The organism is Mesorhizobium sp. M2E.F.Ca.ET.209.01.1.1 (assembly GCF_004010375.2).
In the GTDB taxonomy this organism is placed as follows: Bacteria; Pseudomonadota; Alphaproteobacteria; order Rhizobiales; family Rhizobiaceae; genus Mesorhizobium.
In genome coordinates this window covers 1-605 of record NZ_SADP02000088.1, presented here as the reverse complement: position 1 = coordinate 605, position 605 = coordinate 1, and the positions used below count along the sequence as shown (strand labels likewise).

The 605-nt window shown below is 62.0% G+C and carries 1 protein-coding gene; it reads left to right on the top strand.

What is annotated here, in order from left to right:
• Positions 1 to 538 (top strand): glycosyl hydrolase family 65 protein (locus EN852_RS34695; RefSeq protein ID WP_135879582.1); only part of this gene is annotated, 538 nt, incomplete at its 5' end.
• Positions 539 to 605 lie beyond the last annotated feature (67 nt).

The window sequence follows — 605 nt, the reverse complement described above, 5'->3', positions numbered from 1 at the left end:
CCCCGGCTACATCAAGAGCTATCCGCCGGGCGTGCGCGAGAATGGCGGCCAGTATACCCATGCCGCCACCTGGTTCGTGATCGCGTTGGCCGAAATGGGCCGCACCGACGAGGCGTATCGCTGCTTCTCGATGCTGAACCCGGTCAACCACGCCTTCGACGAGGCCTCGACCGAGCATTACCGCGTCGAACCCTATGTGGTGGCGGCCGACATCTATGCCGGGAACGACAAGGGAGGGCGCGGAGGCTGGACCTGGTACACCGGCTCGGCGGGCTGGCTTTACCGGGCGGCGGTCGAAGGCATCCTGGGTATCGAACGGCGCGGCAAGCAGATCACGTTCCGGCCGAAGCTGCCCAGTCATTGGGAGGGCTATCAGGCTTCACTCAAGATGCTGGGCGCCGAGATCAAGGTGCAGGTCATTCGGGACAAAAAGACCAAGACGATCTCGCTCGAAGTCAATGGTTCAAAGACAAAATCGGCGTCCTTTGAACCTAAGGTTGGTGGCCAGACCGAGGTCGTGGTCAAGATACCGGCGTAAAATCAACGGGTTGGATCACCGGATCGCGCGTCCTTCGGGCCGCGCGAAGCCGCGCCTCGTTACTTGC